Annotated in this window: 13 protein-coding genes; all 13 read left to right on the top strand. The window is 49.6% G+C overall.

Going from position 1 to position 18,079, the window contains the following annotated elements:
- The 13 genes from CSQ92_RS18690 to CSQ92_RS18645 all read left to right on the top strand — a co-directional run bounded on the left by CSQ92_RS18690 (window position 1) and on the right by CSQ92_RS18645 (window position 17,878).
- Window positions 1–1,575 (top strand): SEL1-like repeat protein, encoded by a 1,575-nt coding sequence (locus CSQ92_RS18690; RefSeq protein WP_099395027.1) that lies wholly within the window; start codon window positions 1–3, stop codon window positions 1,573–1,575.
- Between the two features lie 175 nt (window positions 1,576–1,750).
- Complete coding sequence (locus tag CSQ92_RS18685; RefSeq protein ID WP_099395026.1) at window positions 1,751–2,455, top strand: DUF4197 domain-containing protein; 705 nt, start codon at window positions 1,751–1,753, stop codon at window positions 2,453–2,455.
- A gap of 425 nt (window positions 2,456–2,880) precedes the next feature.
- Window positions 2,881–5,781 (top strand): YjbH domain-containing protein, encoded by a 2,901-nt coding sequence (locus CSQ92_RS18680; RefSeq protein ID WP_373606052.1) that lies wholly within the window; start codon window positions 2,881–2,883, stop codon window positions 5,779–5,781.
- A gap of 56 nt (window positions 5,782–5,837) precedes the next feature.
- Window positions 5,838–7,748 (top strand): SLBB domain-containing protein, encoded by a 1,911-nt coding sequence (locus CSQ92_RS18675; protein ID WP_099395024.1) that lies wholly within the window; start codon window positions 5,838–5,840, stop codon window positions 7,746–7,748.
- Between the two features lie 52 nt (window positions 7,749–7,800).
- Window positions 7,801–9,015, top strand: coding sequence for a GumC family protein (locus CSQ92_RS18670; RefSeq protein ID WP_070254705.1), 1,215 nt, complete (start codon window positions 7,801–7,803; stop codon window positions 9,013–9,015).
- Between the two features lie 79 nt (window positions 9,016–9,094).
- Window positions 9,095–10,477: a polysaccharide biosynthesis C-terminal domain-containing protein gene (locus tag CSQ92_RS28865; protein WP_139179184.1), complete on the top strand. Its 1,383-nt coding sequence runs from the start codon at window positions 9,095–9,097 to the stop codon at window positions 10,475–10,477.
- A gap of 11 nt (window positions 10,478–10,488) precedes the next feature.
- The gene (locus tag CSQ92_RS18665; protein WP_081345533.1) at window positions 10,489–11,058 is read left to right on the top strand and encodes an acyltransferase; all 570 of its coding nucleotides are present in this window, start codon (window positions 10,489–10,491) and stop codon (window positions 11,056–11,058) included.
- Between the two features lie 223 nt (window positions 11,059–11,281).
- A complete protein-coding gene (locus tag CSQ92_RS18660; RefSeq protein ID WP_070254703.1) occupies window positions 11,282–12,415 on the top strand; it encodes an NAD-dependent epimerase/dehydratase family protein in 1,134 nt (377 codons plus the stop codon).
- Window positions 12,412–13,293: a glycosyltransferase family 2 protein gene (locus CSQ92_RS18655; RefSeq protein WP_099395023.1), complete on the top strand. Its 882-nt coding sequence runs from the start codon at window positions 12,412–12,414 to the stop codon at window positions 13,291–13,293. Before CSQ92_RS18660 ends, CSQ92_RS18655 begins: the two co-directional genes overlap by 4 nt.
- Window positions 13,294–13,347: 54 nt before the next feature.
- Complete coding sequence (locus CSQ92_RS28860) at window positions 13,348–14,673, top strand: hypothetical protein (RefSeq protein ID WP_143450401.1); 1,326 nt, start codon at window positions 13,348–13,350, stop codon at window positions 14,671–14,673.
- Window positions 14,674–14,746: 73 nt separating this feature from the next.
- The gene (locus CSQ92_RS18650) at window positions 14,747–15,808 is read left to right on the top strand and encodes an acyltransferase family protein (protein ID WP_071653650.1); all 1,062 of its coding nucleotides are present in this window, start codon (window positions 14,747–14,749) and stop codon (window positions 15,806–15,808) included.
- Window positions 15,789–16,802 (top strand): hypothetical protein, encoded by a 1,014-nt coding sequence (locus CSQ92_RS28855; RefSeq protein WP_139144112.1) that lies wholly within the window; start codon window positions 15,789–15,791, stop codon window positions 16,800–16,802. Before CSQ92_RS18650 ends, CSQ92_RS28855 begins: the two co-directional genes overlap by 20 nt.
- Window positions 16,803–16,858: 56 nt before the next feature.
- Window positions 16,859–17,878 carry a glycosyltransferase family 9 protein gene (locus CSQ92_RS18645; protein ID WP_143450400.1) on the top strand — a complete coding sequence of 340 codons (1,020 nt, stop codon included), beginning with the start codon at window positions 16,859–16,861 and terminating at the stop codon, window positions 17,876–17,878.
- The last annotated feature ends 201 nt before the right edge of the window (window positions 17,879–18,079 follow it).

Below are 18,079 nucleotides of genomic sequence, written 5' to 3'. Positions count from 1 at the left end.
GTGCCGCTTGCCGACCCCCGCTACACTGCTGCTCATTACACGGCTGACTACCTGCGCCTGAAAGGACTGGCCGAGAAGGGCAATGCGAACGCCCAGCACAGCCTGGGTTTCATGCATTTCAATGGCCAGGGGATCGAACAAAGCTATGCGCTTGCCTTGCACTGGTATGGCCTGGCCGCCGCGCAGGGGCTCGAACACGCGCAATACAACCTGGGCGTGATGTGCCAGAAGGGGCAGGGCGTGCCGCAGGATTTTGCGCAGGCGGCGCACTGGTACCAGCAGGCGGCCGAGCAGGGCTACGCGGCGGCGCAGTACAACCTGGGATGGCTGTATGCCAAGGGCCAGGGGCTTGCGCAAGATAGCGGACAAGCCATGCTGTGGTTCAGCCGCGCGGCGGAACAGGGCGACGCGGGCGCGCAGAATAATCTGGGCATGATGTATGACAATGGCAAGGGCGTGCCGCAGGACTTCGTGCAAGCCATCGCCTGGTACTGCAAGGCGGCCGACCAGGGTTATGCGCGCGCGCAGTTCAACCTGGGCCTGCGCTACGACAATGGTCAGGGCGTGCGCCAGGACCGCCAGCAAGCGACGGCCTGGATGCGCAAGGCGGCCGAGCAAGGCTATGCGCCGGCCCAGTTCAACCTGGCGCTGCGCTATGAAAATGGCGACGTGCTGCCGCAGGACAGCCGGCAGGCGATTTCCTGGTACCGGCGCGCCGCCGAACAGGGCCACGCCAGTTCGCAGTTCAATCTGGGCCTGATCTACGACAATGGCCAGGGCGTGCCCTGCGATAAACAGGCGGCGCTCGAGTGGTACGTGAAGGCGGCTGGCCAGGGGCATGCGGCGGCCCAGCACAACCTGGGCCTGCACCATGAACATGGGGCGCAGGACTATACCCGGGCGCAGGAGTTCTACCGCCAGGCGGCCGGGCAGGGTTTTCCCGCCGCGCAGTATCAGCTGGGACTGCTGTATGAGCATGGACAGGGCATGCCTGCCGATGCGCAGGAAGCCATCTTCTGGTACCGCAAGGCGGCCGACCAGGGGCATGTGCGGGCCCAGTTCGACCTGGGTTTGCGCTATGAACATGGACAGGGCGTGCCGCAGGATTTGTCGCTGGCGCTGGAGTGGTACCGTCGCGCTGCCGAGCAGGACTATGCGCCGGCGCAATACATGCAGGGCGTCTTGCATGACCGCGACGATGGCCCGGCGCCCGACAGCCAGCTGGCCTGCGCCTGTTACTGCCGCGCCGCCGCGCAGGGCCACAGCCTGGCCCAGTTTGCGCTGGGCCTGCGGCATGACAATGGCCAGGACGTGCCGCAGGACTATGCCGCCGCCTGGGACTGGTATGCGCTGGCCGCGCGCCAGGGCCATGCGCGGGCACAGATGAATCTGGGCTTGATGGCGGCCTGCGGCCAGGGCGGCCCGCTCGACTTGCAGCAGGCCTACATCTGGCTGTCGATGGCCGTGGCGGCCGGCGTGGCCGGTGCGGAAAAATCCCTGCGCCAGACGGCGGCGCGCATGCGCGAGACGGATCTGGCGCGGGTGCGCGAACAGCTGGCGGCGATAGCAGGCTGAACGCCGGCGTTAGCGTGCGCGGATACAACAGCCGGTGCTGTATAGTCCTTTCCCTTCGCCATCTGTGGCACCCCTTGTTTCCCCCTGGACGCTAAAATTGCTGCGGTATTTGCAGTTTTGATGTGCTAAGGTTCCAGAAGAAGGTGGTCTGTATATTCTTTAGAAAAGGAAAACCATGCGCCTGAACCCTTTCCCTGGCCGTCCGGCCGCCATCCTGTGTGCGCTGGCGTTGCTGTCGTCCGGCGCAGGCGCAGCCGGTCCCCTGGATGCCCTTAGCAACCAGGATGCCAGCAATGGCTTGAAAGCGGCACTGGAAGCTGGTTCGGCCGCTGCCGTTGCCAAGCTGGGCATCGAAAATGGCTTCCTGAACAATGACAAGGTCAAGATCAAGTTGCCCGGCATCCTGGAACAAGCCAAGCCTTTGCTGAAAATGACGGGCCGCGGCCAGCAGCTGGACGATCTGGTGGTATCGATGAACCGTGCCGCCGAGTCGGCCGTGCCCATGGCCAAGCCCTTGCTGCTCGACGCGGTCAAATCGATGAGCGTGAGCGATGCGAAAAACATCCTGTCCGGTGGCGATACTTCCGTGACGGATTTCTTCCGCCAGAAGACTTCGGCACCGCTGGCCGTCAAATTCCTGCCCATCGTGAAATCCGTTACCGACCGTTCCGGCCTGGCCAGCAAGTACAACAGCACCATGAGCCAGATCGGCAAGACGGGACTGGTGCCGCAGCAGCAATCGACGGTGGAAGGTTATGTCACGGACCGCGCGCTTGACGGCCTGTACCTGATGATCGGCGAGGAAGAAAAAGCCATCCGCAGCAATCCGCTTGCGTATGGCAGCAAGATTATCGGCAAAGTGTTTGGCAGTTTGAAGTGATGGTTCCAGCGTGCCGCACGGCTCCAGATGGCGTTTGCGCTGAATAGACAGGTGTGGCGCAAGGGAAACAAGTTAAGCATTTGCTACAAGAAAACAATGTTAAAATTCTGCGACATACATTCCTGAGGCATGCTTAAGCAACGATCTGCTGCCCGGGGGTGCCCAGCTTTAGTGGCGAACTGATGCGTGGCATTGCAACCTGCCCGTCGGTTGGCCTTTTTTCGTTTCATTCACGTTTCCCCAAGCTCATTGATTTTCTGAATACATTCTCAGGAATTCCAGGTGCAGGATATTTTAGGTAGCCGGATTTGTTAAGCGTACTCAGAAAATCAATCAAATATACCTGGTGTGGCTGTCTGGTGCTTGGCGCGCCTTCGGTGATGGCCGCGACCCCGAATCATGGAGGCCAGTCCGGGTATATCAATATGCCCAGCGCCGTGGTGGAAACGGACGGTACTTTCAGCGTCGGCTATAGCTACGACAGCCCGTATGGCCAGTTATGGGCCACGGCAAATATCCTGCCTTTCCTGCAAGTGACGGGGCGTTATGTGTCGATCACGGGCATCCCTGGTTTTACCAACGTGCCCGGTGAATATGGCAGTGGCTATGGCCGCTACAAGGATAAAGTCGTCGACGGTAAATTGCGCCTGTGGACGGAAACGGAGTGGATGCCATCTGTCGCCGTCGGCATGACGGATCTGTTCGGCACCGAGCTGTTCAAGGGGCAATATGTCGTTGCCACCAAGACATTTGGCGCCAGCAAGAATATCGAAGCGAGCCTGGGCTATGCGCACAAGCGCCCGGACGGCGTGTTTGCTGGCGCGCGCTGGACCCCGACTGCGCTGCCGCGCTGGTCGGTGGTGGCGGAATACGATACAACCAATTATCTGCGCGACTTCCGCGCCAGCGAAACGAGTGCGGGCAAGCGCCGCAAGGGCGCTTCCGTGGGCCTGGAGTACCGCTGGGGCTGGCTTGCCCTGCAAGCAGCACGCAGCCGCGACCAGTTCAGCGTGAACGCCTTTATCAGCATTCCGTTTGGCGAACGCGAGTTCATTCCCAAGGTGTATGAGCCACCGTATTTCGTAGACGACAAGAATCCGCCACCGCTGCCGAGCAAGGAAGCATGGCACCGCGACCCCGTCTATGGCGCCGACCTGGTCAATGCCCTGGTAAAGCAGGACTACAAGAACATCCGTGTCGAGCAAGAAGGCAATGTCCTGAGCCTGAGCCTGACCAACAGCCGTATTTCAAACATGGGCCGCGCCGTTGGCCGTGCCGCGCGCACGGCTGTCGCCTTCACGCCGAAGGGCGTGACGACCTTGCGCATCACGTATACCAAGCTGGACCAGCCAATCGCTACCTACGAATTCTTTGACTTGCCAAAACTGAACGACTATTTGGCAGGCAAGATCGACCGCAAGGCCTTCCTCGACGTCGTGCTGCTGCGCTATCCGGAGAAAAGCGATGTCATCCGGGACGATCAGCAAGGCTGGCTGCAAGAATTCCTCGACAAGCCGGCGCCCGTCGCTGCCGCTGCGCCGGCACCTGCTCTCGCACCCGCGCCCGCGCCGGTACTTGCCGCGGCTCCCGCAACTGCAGTTGCGCCAGCGGCACCTTCCCCCGCCATTCCCGCGCTGTCTTCCACCAAGGCTGCCAACGTCATCAAGGACGACGGCAAGCTGGCCGTCGGAGTCGGCGTCGATGGCGACGTGGTGCAAATCAAATCGCTGGACCGCGAGGCGAACCGTTTCAAGATCGCTCCCAAGGTGGGCTTCTTCTTCAATGACCCGAGCGGCGCCTTCCGCTATTCGATTTCGGCCGTGGCCAACTATGACCGCCGCCTGGGTGACGGCCTGTACCTGAATAGCGCCGCCAGCCTGCAGTTGCTGGAAACGGTATCGGGCGTCAAGCAGCCATCGAATAGCAACTTGCCGCACGTGCGTACGGATGTGGCGGAATACTTGCGCGGCGGGCGTTTTTCGTTGAGCCGCGTTTTGCTGAACAAATACAACAATCCCGCCGAGCGCGTGTATACCCGCATGTCGGCGGGCCTGTATGAAGACATGTTCCGTGGCGTTGGCGGCCAGGTGCTATATCTGCCGAAGGATAGCCGCTGGGCGGCCGACGTGGCTGTCGATGCCTTGCAGCAGCGTGGTTACAAGGGCTTGCTCGATTCACGCGACTACAAGACGGTGACGGCGATCGGCTCCCTGCATTACCGCTTGCCGCATGACATTACCGTGACGGCGCGCGCCGGCCGCTTCCTGGCCAAAGACACAGGCGTGCGCATGGAATTCAAGCGCCGCTTCCAGTCCGGCATCGAAGTCGGCGCCTGGTACACGCATACGAATGGCAACGACATCACCAGCCCTGGCACACCGTCGAAGCCGTACCAGGACCGTGGCATCTTCCTGTCCGTGCCGCTGAACAGCATGTTGCCGATGGACACGCAATCGACGGCCGGCTTTGCCATTGCGCCATGGACGCGCGACGTGGGGCAGATGGTGGCTTCGCCAGGTGACCTGTACGACATGTTCGAGCGCCCGCGCGCCGACATGCACAGCTATGATGGCCTGGGTAATTTTGCCGAGCGCCCGGACGAACAGCATCTGCCTGCCGTCAATCCGCCGGACCGGCCGTTTGTCAGCCCATGGCCCGCCATGCGCGCGCGCCTGGAGCAATCCGCATCTGCTACGCCGAGTGCTCCTGAATGGCTCAAGGCGACGGCGGTGGTCGGCGGCGTGGTGTTGGCTTCCGCGCTGGCCGACAAACCGGTCGACCGTTTCGTCAAGAAACATGAAGATTCCAAGGTCTACCGCAACTGGGACAAGCTGGGCAAGGCCATGCCCTACGCGGCAGTGGGCGCCGCTGCCGCTGCTTTCGCCCTGGGCGACGAGCGCATGCAAAACACGGGACTCATTTCCCTGCAATCGGTTGCCGCGGCAACGGGTGTGGCGGTGGCTGGCAAATATGCGTTTGGCCGTGCCCGTCCTGAGGAAGACCTCGGAACGTGGAGCCGCGTCGGCAGCGGCAATTCCCGCTCGAATTCCTCGTTCCCATCCGCGCATGCCGCCATCGGCTTTGCCGCCGTGACGCCGTTTGCCAAGGAATACGATGCGCCTTGGCTGTACAGCGTGGCCGCCGTGGGTTCCGCCGGCCGCGTCTTTGGCCGCAAGCATTGGGTGTCCGACACGGTTGCCGGCGGCATCGTGGGCTACGCCATGGGCAGCTGGCTGTGGCACGCGCAGCGCGACCAGAGCAAATCGGGCCTGTCGATCAATCCGGGACCGAAAGAAATCAGCGTGACCTGGCAGGGCAAGTATTAAGCGCGCATGGCGCTCCCTTTACTCATACAACATCATTTACCCAGACAAAGACCAGCATGAAAAAGCAACTTCGTACTCCCCCGCCTTTCGTGAAACACGTGATTTTCTCGGCTTTCCTGCTGGGCGCAACTTCTGCCTACGCCGCAGGGCAGGACCTGGACATGGCTGATCTGCCGCGCCAGAACCCGTCTCGCGCACAGGCAAGCGAGTTGGGCGCAGGTACCTTGCCTAGTATCCGTAGCGGCCGCAGCGATCCGCGCCAGGAGAAAACGCTGGCTGCCAATAATCTCAGCAAGCAGGCTGTTACCGAAGTCAAGGCGGGCGCTTTCGAAGAGTATGTCGATGGCGTGACAGGCAAAAAACTGAGCATTTTCGGCAAGGATCTGTTCAGCGATGTTCCGTCCACCTTTGCACCGCTCGATGGTGTCCAGGTCAACCAGGAATACGTGATCGGCACGGGCGACGAGTTGCAGGTACGCGGCTGGGGCATGGTTGACATCGACGTCAGCGCCACGGTTGACCGCAGCGGCGCGATTTTCATCCCGCGCGTCGGCTCCATCAAGGTCAGTGGCGTGCAGTACAAGGACTTGCAGGGCTACCTGAAGAAAGCCATTGGCAAGATCTATACCAATTTCGACCTGACAGCGAGCATCGCGCAAACGCGCGCCGTGCAAGTGTACGTGGTCGGCCATGCCGTTCGTCCTGGCACCTATACCTTGAATTCCATGAGCACCCTGCTCAATGCCCTGTTTACGTCGGGCGGCCCGGACGCTACCGGCAGCATGCGCAATATCCAGCTCAAGCGCGGCAAGGATACCGTCAGCACCTTCGACCTGTATGACATGCTGGTCAGCGGTGACAAGAGCCGCGACGTCACCTTGCGCGACGGCGACGTGATCTATATTCCTGAGGTGGGTCCGCTGGTGGCCTTGACCGGCAACGTAAAACAGCCCGCTATTTTCGAATTGAAAGGCAATGCCAGCCTGGCCGATGTATTGAGCTGGGCCGGCGGCTTCGAGTCGGCGGCTGAAACCAAGCAGATCGTGGTCGAAAAGAACATCGATAATCAATATAAAACCGTGCTGGAACTGGTAGCCGACAAAGGTGTGTCCGGCAGTCAGTTGGCCGGCATTGCCGTCAAGCCGACCGATATCCTGCGCGTGTTCGCACCAGGCGCCGTACCGGTCCAGGCACAAATCCAGAATGAATACGTGCGCGTGGCTGGTGAAGCAAAGCAGAGTGGTATTTTCCTGCTGAAAAAAGGTGAAACCCTGCGCGAGCTGATCGCCCGTGTCGGTGGTGCCAACGAAAATGGTTACCTGTACGCCACTCAGTTGAACCGTGAATCCGTACGTCGCGCCCAGCAGATCAAACTGAACCAGGTGGCTGACCGCTTTGAACGTGAGCTGGAGTCGAACGCGACACAGCGCATGGCAGCCAGCAATGACAAAGATAACGCAGCGAAGGCTGCGGCTGAAGTCGAGCAGCAACGCCGCATCGCACAAAAACTGCGCAGCATCAAGGCTGAAGGCCGCATTGTTCTCGACCTCCCAGGCGTCGATACGCAAGTCAAAAATCTGCCCGATCTGCCGCTGCAGGACGGCGATTCCATCCTGATTCCGCGCCGTCCCGGCACTGTGGATGTGCTGGGTTCCGTTTTCCAGCAAAACGCCTTCGTTTATCGCCCACAACGTACGGTCAACGACTATGTTCAGCAGGCCGGAGGTATAACTGCGAATGCGGACAAATCCGAAATGTATGTGATCCGGGCCGATGGCACGGCGCAGAGTGGCCAGGGAACCGGCTGGTTCAGTGGTATTGGCGGCACGGCGCTTAATCCGGGTGACACGGTAGTGGTGCCCGAGAAAATCGAACGCAGCACGTTTATGCAGAGCCTGAAGGAATGGACTGCGATTTTCTATCAGTTTGGTTTGGGAGCAGCTGGTTTGAAAGTGTTGAAGGATTAACACGGCATCTCATCAGATACGCATAAAACCACACTTTATTTGAAAGCGAACGATGTCCGAGCATGTAGAAATTCAAAATAAGCAATATCCAGTAGCCCAGGCAGAAGACGAGGGCATTCATTTGCTCGACGTGTGTGCTGCCTTGGTACGTCAGCGAAAGCTCATCATCATTTTCCCACTGGTGACTGGTGCATTGGCGCTGACAGCCAGCTTGCTGATGACACCGAAGTATGTCAGCACGGCTGTTATCATGCCACCGCAGCAGCAGAGCTCCTCTGTTTCGGCAATGTTGGGGCAACTGGGCGGTTTGGCGAGCGCCGCAGGCAGTATCGCCGGCCTGAAAAATCCCAACGATTTATATGTGGGCATGCTGCAGAGCCGGACAATTGCAGATAACTTGATCGAACGATATAAGTTGAAAGAACGCTTCAACAAAGAATTTCTGGATGATACGCGCGATAAGTTGGCGAATGTGCGCAGCATATCTAACGGTAAAGATGGCTTGATTGGTATTTCTGTCGAAGACAGGGACCCAAAGTTTGCTGCTGATTTGGCGAATGCCTATGTGACAGAGCTGGCTGCGCTGACCAAGAACTTGGCAATCACGGAAGCTGCCAGACGCCGGGTTTTTTTTGAGAAGCAATTGAAGGCTGCCAAAGAGGAGTTAGCGAACGCCGAAGTTGCTATGCGGAAAATGCAAGAAACGACAGGCATGCTTCAATTGGAGGGGCAGGTGAAGGGACTTATTGCCAATGAGGCTCAGCTCCAAGGCACCATCGCAGCCAAAACAGTCCAATTGCAGGCCATGCGCAGTTTTGCGACTGCCAGCAACCCAGAATATATGCGCTTGCAGGAAGAGATGCGCGGGCTGCAGGGTCAGTTGGAAAAGTTGCAAAGTGGACAGGGCCGGAGTGGTGATGTCATGATCCCTAGCGGGAAGCTTCCTGAGGTTGGCGTCGAGTATGTTCGCACATTAAGGGATGTTAAATATTACGAGACCATTTTTGAACTGCTGGCAAAACAGTATGAGCTGGCAAAAATTGATGAGGCCAAGGATTCTTCCATGATCCAGCAACTGGATTTGGCAGTGCCTGCTCAGAAAAAAATCAAACCGAAACCTCTGGTCTTCACTTTGGCCGGCCTGATTGGCGGAGGGGTACTGGCAATCTTCATCGCGATTTTACGGGATGGCTATGTGTCATCTAAGCGCAATGCCAAGAATAATTCTCGCTGGGCCGCGGTATCAAACGCTTGGAAAAATAATTAAACAAATGCCATGGCATGATGCCATTTGAACTGAAATAGCCTGGCATTTTAAGAAATTACAAATAAAATATTGATTACTTATGGCAGCTGCATCATTACGTAAATTGTTTTTAAAGAATGCCGTTGCAAATGTAATTGGTGGAATAGGTACGACATTATTCAATTTATTGCTGCCGGCACTTGTCGTTCGCCATTTGGGGAAATTGGAGTTTTCACTTTGGAGCTTATCGCTGCAAATATTGATATATATGCAGCTTTTTGGTTTTGGATTGCAAACCGCAATGACAAAATTCATTGCACATGGAAATGAAATATCGGATTTGAATGATCAGCGAAAAACCATAAAAGCTGGCTTGGTGTTGGTGTCATTTTTCAGTTTTTTTGCGGTTTTTGCAGTCGTGCTGCTTGCAATATTTTATCCATTATTTTTCAAGAATATTCCTGAGGACTTGGTTGGTGAGTTTAGAACCTGTATAGCCATACTGGGTATGTCGGCGGCATTTCAGTTATTTGCGTTGGTGCCATCAGGCATGTTTATTGGATTGCATCGAAATATAGTGCCGGTCAGCGGACTGCTGCTGACTAGAATGTCAAGTTTATTCTTTATTTGGCTGGTATTGAGTAATGGTGGAACGCTTCTCGAAATTTCTGTCGTATTGGCATTGTGCGGAGTAATGATATTGCCAATAAGCTATTTCTATGCAAAGAAATTGGGCGGAGAGATTGTAAAAAATTTAGGAGCCATTGATTGGGCCAGGTGCAAGGAATTATTTTATTATTGTTCTAGTTTGGCGGTGTGGAGTGTTGCAATGCTGTTTGTCAATGGCATTGACTTGGTGATAGTCGGACATTATGACTTTGAAAAAGTTGCATCTTATTCACTTGCAATAACCGCAATATCCATTCTGGTGGGTGTAATGCAGGCCGTCCTGGGCCCTTTGGTTGCCATTGGAGCGGCCTCGTTTGCCAAAGCAGACAAGCAAGTACGCTTGCCAAAATTGTTGGCAATATCGAGTGCTGGCTGCGCCATATTTCTTGTTTTTGTAATCGTAATTTTTTTCCTATTTGGAAAAGCTCTTCTGTCGTTATGGATAGATAGAAGCTATGTTGATGATGTCTATGCATTGCTTTCTATAATGTTATTTGCTCATGCGATAAGGAATTTGTTGAGCCCATATTCGCTTTTGCTGCTTTCTATTGCCGAACATAAAAAAGCATTCATGCCAGCTATTATAGAGGGCGTTGTTAATTTGTCCTTCAGTTTGATGCTTGCTCCCTCATATGGCGTCATCGGAGTAGTATATGGGACATTAATTGGTGCAATTGCAGGAGTAGTTAGTGCGCTGATTTTTGTTGTGGATAAAACAAAGATATTGTCTATTTCAAGATTGTATTTCTTTAATAGGATAATATTTTTCCCGGCGGTAACGTTGGGCGTGTTATTTTGGCTTTGCCAAAGTTGAGGGCATTAGTCATGAATTTTATAAAATTAATTATTAAGGCTGTATTGTTTAGGCCGAAAGTTGCAAGTTTGGGTACGGGGAGTTATGTTTATCTTCCCCGTAGATTAATAAATAAAGAATTGATTGAAATTGGTCGGAATTGCCGGATCGGTAAAGGTGTAGTGCTGGAGCCCATAACGATGAATGGCCAACAAAGATTTTCCCCTAAAATATTTTTTGGTAACGATGTTTATGTAGGTCGATACTGTCAAATGTATAGTATTGACTCCATACGCATTGAAGATGGATGTGTACTAAGTGAGTATGTCTATCTATCAGATTCTGCGCATGGGTTTAATCCGGATGCCGGCTTGATCATGCAGCAAGATTTGGAATCGAAAGGCCCTATTCATATTGGAAAAAATACATTCATCGGATATGGCGTCTCGATCATGCCTGGTGTATCGCTTGGCAGAAATTGTATTGTAGGAACGAGATCGGTTGTCACTCGGTCTTTTCCAGATTTTTCGATGATTGCCGGTAGCCCGGCCAAAATAATTAAAAAATACTGCCAAGAAAAAAAAGAATGGATTTCTACTTGATCTTTTCTTTTCCGGCAAGGTGATATGATTTTTAGGTAAAAATTCATTGTTTGTGCTGCTCATCTATACTCGGCGCAGATGAATGTATTGCGCCTATAAATGATTGATGTAAGATTCTTAAGTGCATGATGAAAGATTAAGTAATGCCTCACCGTATTTTTAATTATTTAAAAATGCAAGGGGTGGTTAGAAATATATTTAAAAAATAGTATACGGAAATATTATGAAAATTTTGATTACTGGTGGTGCTGGTTTTATCGGGTCCAACTTGGCATTGCACTTGAAAAGCATAGGGCATGAGGTAACAATTCTGGATATATTATCTCCCCAGATTCATGGCGATAATCCATCTGAAACCTCGCCTTTGTATCGGAGCATCAAGGACACCACTAATTTTGTTTTGGGTTCGGTCACTGATGTCGCTGCCTGGGAGGCTGTTCTTCCCGGTCAGGATGCCATCGTGCACTTGGCAGCTGAGACCGGTACAGGCCAGTCCATGTATGAGATCAAGCGCTATGTCGACGTTAATATCGGCGGCACCGGCATCATGCTGGACTTGCTGGCTAACGGTCAATATCAGGTTAAAAAGGTTGTTGTGGCTTCTTCCCGCTCGATTTATGGCGAAGGAAAATACTATTCGGAAGCCTTGGGAATTATCTATCCCGGTGCCCGTAAAGATATTGATATGCAGGCCGGTCGTTTTGAACCGTTATGTCCAAAAACAGGCAACGTGCTGACCTTGCTTGCCACGGATGAGGATTCGAAAATTCATCCTTCGTCAGTCTATGGTATTACCAAGCAAAACCAGGAACAAATGGTAATGACAGTGTGCGACTCGCTGGGTATTGGCGCCAGTGCATTGCGTTACCAGAACGTATATGGCCCTGGTCAATCGCTGAGCAATCCTTATACAGGCATTCTGTCTATCTTTTCCACGCGCATCAAGAACAATAATGGTATCAATATTTTTGAGGATGGCAAGGAAAGTCGGGATTTTGTTTTTATTGACGATATTGTTGCAGCAACGACAGCAGCACTGACACGAGATGCTGCAAATGGCGAGGTATTTGGCATCGGCGCCGGCGTTGCCACAGATGTCTTGACGGTAGCAAACACACTGGTAAAACATTATGGAAATGAGGTACCTATTAAGGTTACCGGCGCATATCGTTTAGGCGATATTCGCCATAATTATGCTGATCTAAGTAAGGCTGAGCGCCTGCTGGGATTCCGGCCCAAGGTTAGTTTTGATCAAGGCATCAAGAAGTTTACTGATTGGGTCAATATGCAAGAGGTGCAGATTGATACTTATGAGACAAGCATTGAAGAAATGAAGAAACGGGGTTTGTATAAATGAAAGCCCGGGTTGGATTGGTCACAGTTCTATTTAATAGCGAGGATGTTCTTCCTGGCTTTTTCGAAAGTTTGTCGACCCAAAAATTTTCAGATTATTGGCTATTCATACTTGATAACAGTCTCAATGATTTTTCCTATAATAAATCTCAGGAGCTAATTGAACAGTACGGTTTGAAAAATGTTACGCTGATAAAAAATCAAAAAAATGTTGGCGTTGCAGCTGCGAACAATCAAGGAATTAATCTTTCTTTAAAAATGGAATGTGATTATGTCCTTCTTTTAAATAACGATATCGAATTTCATGATGTGGATTTATTTGGTAATCTGGTGCAATTTGCCGATAATTCCAATGAGAAATTAATTGTTCCAAAGATATACTTCTACGATTCACGCAAGATTTGGTGTGCGGGCGGTTCATTTAGTAACTTGAAAGGTACTGTAGTACATCGAGGCGAAGGTGAGGTTGATACCGGTCAATATGATAAAGATGGATATATTGGCTATGCGCCGACGTGTTTTATGCTGATTCATAAGCGGGTTTTCGATGCTATTGGTATCATGGACGAGAAGTACTTTGTATATAGCGACGATGCAGATTTTATTTGGCGGGCCAATAAATTCGGTTTCCGTACCTACTATTGGGCCAAGGGCCTAGTGCTGCACAAGGTAAGCAGTAGTACTGGAGGAGGACTTTCTCCTTTCTCTACTTATTATTGTGAACGGAACAGGATTTATTTTATCAGGAAAAATTTTTCTCCTTTTATGAAAATCTTCGCATTGGCTTTTTATATTATTACGCGTCCTTTGAAATGGCGATTTTTTTCAAAGAGATTACGCCCCTCATTTATTTCAGGCGTAGTTGACGGATTTAAGCTGTAAAATCAGGAACTACACTATTTAGGCGGCGAGGGAAATTTGAACTGTATAATTTATTTGATCACCATACTATCAGTATTTCAAGGTATGGTAATTCCCGGTATTGAGTCGCTTGGCATATCACCATTTTTCATCGCTCAAATAGCGGTAGTTCTGTATGCGTTGGTTTATTGGCGCATGCGTGGTTTGATAATACCAAAAGAATGGTATTGGTTCACTTTTTGGTTTACCGCGTTTGTAATATTTTCCGCGATGTCGGCATTTGTTTTTCCATTCGTTTTTCAGGGAATACATGTGTATGTGCCGAAAGGTGGTATCGACGAACAGTATTTATCACCAGGTAAACTGCAAATTTCGTCTTCAAATATAGCGCAGGCAGTTTTTATATTGCTGTACTGGCTGAGCATAATTCTTTTAGTGACGAATAAATCTGAAAATAGAATTAAAATAATTGGACGCGCATATGTTATTTCCGCCATTATTGTTCTATTTTTTTCGTTTTATCAATTGATCAGCATATTGACCGGTATTCCATATCCAGGGGATTATCTGCTGAATAATACCAGTTATGGTATTGCTCAGGATGCTACTTTCGGATTTTTACCACGCATAAATTCGACATTTACCGAGCCTTCTTTTTATGCAATGTTTGTCGGTAGTTTTGCCTCGTGGTTATATATTCGTTTGCTTAATGAAGACAACTCGAAGCGCTTGTGGGCTTGGGGATCTGCACTATGTATTGCGCTTTTAGGTCTATTATTGTCAGCATCTTCAACGGGTTATCTGAGCATGCTTATATTTTTTGCATGCCACAGTGTGGTATCTATATTCTCGAAAAATAAAAGTACACACAACAAACGAATATTTATAATTATTTCTGGTTGTGCATTATTTTTTGCCATATTTTACATGTTTGTGCCAGGCACGGATGTTATTCTAAGCATGATTTTATTTGATAAAGGCGAATCAGAATCATCTTTGCACAGATTCGCAGCGGATGCTTATGCATTTACGGTATTGGAAAATACAGCATACTTTGGCGCCGGACTGGGTAGTAATCGGCCATCAAGCTTTATTACGTTTTTGATCTCAAATGTCGGCATTATAGGCATGTTTTTAATCTTGTTGACCACTTATGTACTGTGGAAAATGGGTGTGCAGGCGAACAATGCTGCCAGACTAAAATCTACGTCCGCGGCTGTGCAGGCATCCGGTTGGGCTCTCTTTACCATGCTCGTTTCCAAGGCTGTCGCAGGGGCGGATCTGAGTTTTCCGCCAATGTGGATACTTCTAATTTATTTCATTAGCTGCATAAGCCATGCTCAAGCGGAGAGAAAAAAATATAGGGAAATTAACAATACTTCCAGGGGAATTGTCGCTTGAAAAGAGCGGTCTAATTTTTCGATTATTGAATAATTATATTTTTACGTGAAAAAATAGATAATTAACAAACCTTATGTATAAAAATAATTTTGATCTTCTAAGGTTGATTTTCGCCAGTATGGTAGTGTTTTTTCATATGGGTATTCTTTCGCAGAACCCTAATCTCTACTGGATGACTCAATATATATCTTCATTATTTGCGGTACAGGCGTTCTTTGTTGTTAGTGGTTATCTCGTAACAATGAGTTATGAAAAATCCAGATCAATGAAAGAATATTGGAGGAAGCGAATTTCTCGGCTTGCTCCAGCATACATCTTCGTCGTAGTGTTTGCTGCCGTTATTTTGTCGATTATTTCCGAATATTCTTTTTCTGAATACTTTTCACATAAGGATTTTTGGCGGTATATATTTTATAACCTTATTTTTGCCAATTTTAGCGCTCCATCCTTACCTGGTGTTTTTTTACACCAATTCGAAAGTGCGATCAATGTATCGCTTTGGACAATTAAGATTGAAGTGCTCTTTTACGCTTGTGTTCCATTAATTGTTTTTGGTTGTCGCCGATGGGGATACCAGAGAACTTTAGTGACGATTTTTTTGCTATCGTTGGCTTGGCGAGAATTTTTCTATCTACGTGGTATGGCAACTGATGCTGAGTTTTACTTTAAGATGGCCAAACAGTTGCCAGGCCAGATGGTATTCTTTTGTGGCGGTGCCTGGTGTTATTATAAAACACGCGATGGCTTTCAGCTTTCTTGGAAATGGGCAGCCGCTGGAATAATTTCTTATATTTTTGCCACTGGTTGGTTTTTTGAATTAATTGCTCCGATCGGGGTAACCTTGTTTGTTACATGGGCTGCTCTGAGTTTGCCGCATGTGCTTAACGTTGGCAAACATGGAGATTTTTCCTTTGGCATCTATCTTTATCATGCGCCAATTGTCCAGTCACTAATATTTTTTGGATTATTTGCATTTCATCCGTTTATTGCGATAGTGATAGGCGTGTTCCTTGTATTGATGATGGCAATAATTTCGTGGAATTTTATCGAAAAGCCTTTCTTGAGTCATCGGAAAGTGAAACCTATTAATAACAACAGCCTAAGTAAGAAGAAAAATGTCTCAGTTGCCAATTAATTTTTTACTGATAGCTCCTGAATTTTTTGGATATGCTAAAGAAATTCAGCATGGCCTTGCCAAACGTGGGGTAGGCGCCTTGCGTTTTGATGACCGTCCTGCCAGCGACACCATGACAAAAATCCTTAACCGGATTTCACCACTGCTGCAACGTGATAAAGCAGATCGTTATTTCGATTCGATTTTTCAGCAGGCAAAGCAACATCCAATCACTCATGTCCTCGTTATTAAAGGGCAATCTCTTTCCCTCTCGGCAATCCGACGCATGCGTGAAGCGTTGCCGCATGCACATTTCACCCTATATTTTTGGGATAGTTACAAAAATATGTCAAGTGATAGTTATGATAAGGTTGCCTTATTTGACAGGGCATTGTCATTTGATCCTGTTGATGTTGAAAATGATGGGCGGCTTGAATATCGTGCGCTTTTCTACCTGGATGAGTATGCTAAGTTGCCGAAGGTGGATGAGGATATTGATTTTTTCTTTTTCGGAACAATCCACTCAGATCGTTATCAAGTTTTGAAAAAACTGAGTAATCATTTTCCTCGCAACGCGTCTTTTAAGAAAATACTTTATTTTCCGTCGAAATTAATTTATTGGGGACGTCGTTTATTTCAACCATCTTTTTGGATGGCAAAAAAAAGAGAGTTTACATTCGAACCGGTTGGGAAGGCCGATTTGAAATCGCTTCTTGCGCGTAGTAAGGTAATTATAGATATTGAGCGTCCAATTCAGGCTGGATTAACTATGCGTACACTGGAAGCGGTTGGCGCAAAAAAGAAAATTATTACAACAAATTCATTTTCCGCAAAAACGGACATTTATAGGCCAGAAAACATACTGGTAATTGATCGGGATAATATTTTTATCCCGGAAAGTTTTATTATGTCTGAATTCTGTGAGTTGCCTGGATCCATTAATCAAAAATATAGCTTGGATGGTTGGCTGGATGAAATTTTTCCATTTGAAAAATTAGGAACTGCTGTTGCGTGATTTTTAAGTAATTGATCGGTATCGCTGCTACTGCTGCCTGCATACACTTTATTCTGATGAAAATGGAAAAACTTGCTTGTTTAATTGTTGCACGTAATTTGGGTGATGCTGTCATCCAGAGTGCTTTTTTGAGAAAATTGGTGGATAGTCACTACGCAGAAAATTACATTGCCTGGGTACGTCCCCAAGTCGCATTTTTATTTAATGATATTCCTAATTGCAAAATTATTTGTTCTCAATTTCCAGTTGGGACGACTAAAGATTTTGGCTGGAAAAATGCACTCGGATTTTTAAAGGCTGCATGGAAAATTCGCGTATTGAACCCAAGTGTCACCATGGATCTGATTGGCGATTTTCGGGAGCGGGCTTTTGCATGGTTGATCAGTGCATCTAAGCATAAACATATAGGCTGGGCTGAGAATCATCCATTTAATTTGATCATTCGTAATCCTTTTGGGAGAGGTAAGCCTGTCTTTGTAGTGCCGGAGAATTGTGACAATATATATTCTTCTTATGGGCTAATGCTGGATTTCCTATCTTCTGGAAAAGAAAAAAGCATTCTGTCAAAGATAAGGCCCTCTCTGAATGAAAAGTTGAAGATCGGGATGCATCCCTTTGCGTCACAACGCTGTCGCCTATGGCCTGAACAGGATTGGCTTGCATTGGCGCAAGATTTGATACGTGATGGCCATCGCTTGACTGTTTTTGGTGCCGGTGTTGAACGGCAAGCGCTGGAGCGGATATTTGCTCCTGTCCTGTCACAGGTTGAAGTGTACACGCGCTCGCTCTCTGAATTTACCAGCAAGGTGAAGGAGTTGGACTTATTAATAGGCTTGGACAGTTTTGGTATACATATGGGGCAGCGGCAAGGGATACGCACGATATTAATTAATGCCGGTAGTAATCCTGCTGTCTGGACACCTCCCAGCACGCAGTTGATTGCTCGCTCTGGTGGCTGTGTACATTATCCCTGTAACAATGTACCAAAATGTGAGGGAACGTTGGGGGAATTCATCTGTATTCGCTCTGTCAGACCTGACGAGGTCGCGGAAATTGTTAAGGTAGCAACTGACTAAATTATCTTTTTCCAATGATGATGTATTTTGGTGATCTTGCTGGAGGCCGCGCAGAGTGTGCGGCGCTATGGCACACAAGAAATGTTGGCCGAGAAAAGTCCGCGTCGCCCGCCTTGCAGTGCGAGGTTATATTTACCGGAAGACTGCAGGATTTTATCTAAGCTGTCGTGGTATGTCTGCATATTTTCTAGTCAGTTTTTT

The sequence above is a fragment of the Janthinobacterium sp. BJB446 genome (genome assembly GCF_002735655.1).
Taxonomy (GTDB): domain Bacteria; phylum Pseudomonadota; class Gammaproteobacteria; order Burkholderiales; family Burkholderiaceae_D; genus Janthinobacterium; species Janthinobacterium lividum.
Note: the sequence above shows the minus strand (reverse complement) of the source record. Positions and strands in the feature narration are given on the sequence as shown.

What these genes read in the sequence shown, in the direction of transcription:
- CSQ92_RS18680 (WP_373606052.1), top strand. Translation starts at nt 2,881, where the DNA reads ATGCCCAGCGCCGTGGTGGAAACGGACGGTACTTTCAGCGTCGGCTAT.
- CSQ92_RS18660 (WP_070254703.1), top strand. Translation starts at nt 11,282, where the DNA reads ATGAAAATTTTGATTACTGGTGGTGCTGGTTTTATCGGGTCCAACTTG.
- CSQ92_RS18655 (WP_099395023.1), top strand. Translation starts at nt 12,412, where the DNA reads ATGAAAGCCCGGGTTGGATTGGTCACAGTTCTATTTAATAGCGAGGAT.
- CSQ92_RS18645 (WP_143450400.1), top strand. Translation starts at nt 16,859, where the DNA reads ATGAAAATGGAAAAACTTGCTTGTTTAATTGTTGCACGTAATTTGGGT.
- CSQ92_RS18650 (WP_071653650.1), top strand. Translation starts at nt 14,747, where the DNA reads ATGTATAAAAATAATTTTGATCTTCTAAGGTTGATTTTCGCCAGTATG.
- CSQ92_RS28865 (WP_139179184.1), top strand. Translation starts at nt 9,095, where the DNA reads ATGGCAGCTGCATCATTACGTAAATTGTTTTTAAAGAATGCCGTTGCA.
- CSQ92_RS18685 (WP_099395026.1), top strand. Translation starts at nt 1,751, where the DNA reads ATGCGCCTGAACCCTTTCCCTGGCCGTCCGGCCGCCATCCTGTGTGCG.
- CSQ92_RS18670 (WP_070254705.1), top strand. Translation starts at nt 7,801, where the DNA reads ATGTCCGAGCATGTAGAAATTCAAAATAAGCAATATCCAGTAGCCCAG.
- CSQ92_RS28855 (WP_139144112.1), top strand. Translation starts at nt 15,789, where the DNA reads ATGTCTCAGTTGCCAATTAATTTTTTACTGATAGCTCCTGAATTTTTT.
- CSQ92_RS18665 (WP_081345533.1), top strand. Translation starts at nt 10,489, where the DNA reads ATGAATTTTATAAAATTAATTATTAAGGCTGTATTGTTTAGGCCGAAA.
- CSQ92_RS18675 (WP_099395024.1), top strand. Translation starts at nt 5,838, where the DNA reads ATGAAAAAGCAACTTCGTACTCCCCCGCCTTTCGTGAAACACGTGATT.